This is a genomic window from Streptomyces sp. DI166, from assembly GCF_900091315.1.
GTDB lineage: Bacteria > Actinomycetota > Actinomycetes > Streptomycetales > Streptomycetaceae > Streptomyces > Streptomyces fuscus.
Genome location: NZ_FLSP01000206.1, coordinates 1 through 3,790, shown reverse-complemented (window position 1 = coordinate 3,790; position 3,790 = coordinate 1). Strand labels below are relative to the sequence as shown.

The following is a 3,790-nucleotide window of genomic DNA, read 5'->3' as shown; positions in this document are numbered from 1 at the left end:
CGAGGCCGCCCGGCTGAACCCGCCGCTGGAACTGGACTACCTCGCCCTGGTCGACCCGGACGACTTCACCGAGATCGACGACGGTTTCACCGGCGAGGCCGTCCTCGCCGTCGCCGCCCGGGTCGGCACGACCCGGCTGATCGACAACATCCCTCTCACATTCGCAGCCCCCGGAGCCGCCTCGTGACCAGCACAGGCATACGACTGCACGCGCCCGCACCCGGATGGTCCATCGACGCGGACGTGGTCGTCGTCGGCTCCGGCGTGGCCGGACTGACCGCGGCCCTGCGCTGCGAGGCCGCCGGACTGACCACCGTCGTCGTCACCAAGGCACGCCTCGACGACGGCTCCACCCGCTGGGCGCAGGGCGGTATCGCCGCCGCCCTCGGCGAGGGCGACACCCCCGAGCAGCACCTGGGCGACACCCTGGTCGCGGGCGCCGGGCTGTGCGACGAGGAAGCGGTGCGCATCCTCGTCACCGAGGGCCCGGACGCGGTGCGCCGGCTCATCGAGACGGGCGCCCACTTCGACGAGTCGGAGGAGGGCGGCCTGGAGCTGACCCGCGAGGGCGGCCACCACCGGCGCCGCATCGCGCACGCGGGCGGCGACGCGACCGGCGCGGAGATCTCCCGCGCGCTGGTGGAAGCGGTGCGCGCGCGGGGCGTGCGCACCATCGAGAACGCACTCGTCCTGGACCTGCTCACGGACGCCGAGGGCCGCACCGCCGGTGTGACCCTGCACGTGATGGGCGAGGGCCAGCACGACGGCGTGGGCGCCGTGCACGCCCCCGCGGTCGTCCTCGCCACCGGCGGCATGGGCCAGGTCTTCTCCGCGACCACCAACCCGTCGGTCTCCACCGGAGACGGCGTGGCGCTCGCCCTGCGCGCGGGCGCGGAGGTCTCCGACCTGGAGTTCGTGCAGTTCCACCCGACGGTGCTGTTCCTCGGCGCGGACGCCGAGGGCCAGCAGCCCCTGGTCTCCGAGGCAGTGCGCGGCGAGGGCGCCCACCTGGTCGACGCCGACGGCGTGCGCTTCATGGTCGGCCAGCACGAGCTGGCCGAACTCGCGCCCCGGGACATCGTCGCCAAGGGCATCATGCGCCGCATGCAGGAGCAGGACGCCGAGCACATGTTCCTCGACGCCCGGCACTTCGGCGCCGACATGTGGGAGCACCGCTTCCCCACGATCCTCGCCGCCTGCCGCGCCAACGGCATCGACCCCGTCCACGAGCCCATCCCGATCGCCCCGGCCGCCCACTACGCCTCCGGCGGCGTACGCACCGACTCCCACGGCCGTACGACCGTCCCGGGCCTGTACGCGTGCGGCGAGGTCGCGTGCACCGGCGTGCACGGCGCGAACCGGCTCGCCTCCAACTCCCTGCTGGAGGGCCTGGTCTACGCCGAGCGCATTGCCGCCGACATCGCCGCCAGCCATGCCGCTGACGGCCTGCACACGCGCGTACCGCACCCCGTGCCCTACCCGGAGGTGCCCGCGCACCCACTGCTCGCCCCCGAGGACCGGTTCGCCATCCAGCGGATCATGACCGACGGCGCGGGCGTCCTGCGCTCCGCCGAGTCCCTCACGCGGGCCGCCGAGCAGCTCCAGCGGCTGCACGCCGACGCGCGGGAGGCCCTCGACGAGAACGGCAAGACCGCCGAGCCCGGCGTCGACACCTGGGAGGCCACCAACCTCCTGTGCGTGGCCCGTGTCCTGGTCGCCGCCGCCCTGCTGCGCGAGGAGACCCGCGGCTGCCACTGGCGCGAGGACCGGCCCGAGCGGGACGACGACAGCTGGCGCCGCCACATCGTCGTACGGCTGAATCCGGACCGCACACTCGCCGTAGAGCCCACCGATACCGCAGACTTCCCCCCGACCCGGCAGCCCCAGGAGCAGTGACAGACGTGAGCACCCCCGACCTCCCCCTCGCCCAGGACAGCGGCTGCGGCGACGGCTGCGCCTGCGGGGCGGACAGCGAAGAGACGTACCTGGAGTGCGGGCTCGACCCCGCGCTCGCCGAGCTGCTGGCCGCCGCCGGACTCGACCCCGTGGAGGTCGAGGACATCGCCAACGTCGCCATCCAGGAGGACCTCGCGGGCGGTGTGGACGTGACGACTGTCGCGACCATCCCCGAGGACGCCGTCGCCACCGCCGACTTCACCGCGCGCGAGGCGGGCGTGGTGGCCGGGCTGCGGGTCGCCGAGGCCGTGATCTCCGTGGCGTGCACCGACGAGTTCGAGGTCGAGCGGCACGTGGAGGACGGCGACCGGGTGGAGGCCGGGCAGAAGCTGCTGTCCGTCACCACCCGCACCCGCGACCTGCTCACCGCCGAGCGCAGCGCGCTGAACATCCTGTGCCGCCTGTCCGGCATCGCGACCGCCACGCGCGCGTGGGCGGACGTTCTGGAGGGCAGCAAGGCACGCGTGCGTGACACCCGCAAGACCACGCCCGGACTGCGCTCCCTGGAGAAGTACGCGGTGCGCTGCGGCGGGGGCGTGAACCACCGGATGGCGCTGTCGGACGCGGCGCTGGTGAAGGACAACCACGTGGTCGCCGCGGGCGGGGTCGCGCAGGCCTTCAAGGCCGTGCGGGACACCTTCCCCGAGGTGCCGATCGAGGTCGAGGTGGACACCCTGCACCAGCTGCGCGAGGTCGTCGACGCCGGGGCCGATCTGATCCTGCTGGACAACTTCACGCCCGGGGAGTGCGAGGAGGCCGTCGCGCTCGTGCACGGGCGGGCCGCGCTGGAGGCGTCCGGGCGGCTGACCCTGGAGAACGCGAAGGCGTACGCGGACACGGGCGTCGACTATCTGGCCGTGGGGGCGCTCACGCACTCCTCGCCGATCCTCGACATCGGGCTGGATCTGCGAGCGGCGGAGTAGGGAGCGGGATCCGGCCATGCTGCTGACGATCGACGTGGGCAACACCCACACCGTCCTGGGACTGTTCGACGGCGAGGACATCGTCGAGCACTGGCGCATCTCCACGGACGCGCGCCGTACCGCCGACGAGCTGGCCGTGCTGCTGCAGGGGTTGATGGGGATGCATCCCCTCCTCGGCATGGAGCTGGGGGACGGGATCGACGGGATCGCGATCTGCGCGACCGTGCCGTCGGTGCTGCACGAGCTGCGGGAAGTGACGCGGCGGTACTACGGCGATGTGCCGGCGGTGCTGGTGGAGCCCGGGGTGAAGACGGGGGTGCCGATCCTCACCGACAACCCCAAGGAGGTCGGGGCGGACCGGATCATCAACGCGGTGGCCGCCGTCGATCTGTACGGCGGGCCGGCGATCGTGGTGGATTTCGGTACGGCGACGACCTTTGACGCGGTGTCCGCGCGTGGGGAGTACGTCGGGGGTGTGATCGCGCCCGGTATCGAGATCTCCGTGGAGGCGCTGGGGGTCAAGGGGGCGCAGCTGCGGAAGATCGAGGTGGCTCGGCCGCGGAGTGTGATCGGCAAGAACACGGTTGAGGCGATGCAGTCCGGGATCGTGTACGGGTTTGCCGGGCAGGTGGACGGTGTGGTGAGCCGGATGGCTCGGGAGCTGGCGGATGATCCGGACGATGTGACGGTGATTGCTACGGGTGGGCTGGCGCCGATGGTGCTCGGGGAGTCGTCGGTGATCGATGAGCATGAGCCGTGGCTGACGTTGATCGGGTTGCGGTTGGTGTACGAGCGGAACATTTCTCGGATGTGAGCGGTACGCGCGTGTGGGGGCGGGTTTTCGCCCCCGCCGCCCCTACCCGTCCCGTCCTCCAGGGGCTTCGCCCCTTCGACCCCACCAGGGAGCTCCG

4 protein-coding genes are annotated in these 3,790 nt (G+C 72.5%); all 4 read left to right on the top strand.

Annotated elements, in window-relative coordinates; all coding sequences use genetic code 11:
• On the top strand, nt 1-187 hold a 187-nt coding region (locus GA0115233_RS39710; RefSeq protein ID WP_141689658.1), incomplete at its 5' end, for a pantoate--beta-alanine ligase.
• On the top strand, nt 184-1,896 hold the full coding sequence (locus GA0115233_RS39705; RefSeq protein ID WP_093725630.1) for an L-aspartate oxidase: 1,713 nt from the start codon (nt 184-186) through the stop codon (nt 1,894-1,896). The genes GA0115233_RS39710 and GA0115233_RS39705, both read left to right, overlap by 4 nt.
• Before the next feature lie 5 nt (nt 1,897-1,901).
• The gene (gene nadC, locus GA0115233_RS39700; protein WP_093725628.1) at nt 1,902-2,879 is read left to right on the top strand and encodes a carboxylating nicotinate-nucleotide diphosphorylase; all 978 of its coding nucleotides are present in this window, start codon (nt 1,902-1,904) and stop codon (nt 2,877-2,879) included.
• A 16-nt stretch (nt 2,880-2,895) separates the two neighbouring features.
• Nucleotides 2,896-3,693, top strand: coding sequence for a type III pantothenate kinase (locus tag GA0115233_RS39695; RefSeq protein ID WP_093725626.1), 798 nt, complete (start codon nt 2,896-2,898; stop codon nt 3,691-3,693).
• Nucleotides 3,694-3,790 lie beyond the last annotated feature (97 nt).

Excerpts from the sequence above, each read along its gene's own strand:
- GA0115233_RS39695 (WP_093725626.1), top strand. The coding sequence starts at position 2,896 with ATGCTGCTGACGATCGACGTGGGCAACACCCACACCGTCCTGGGACTG.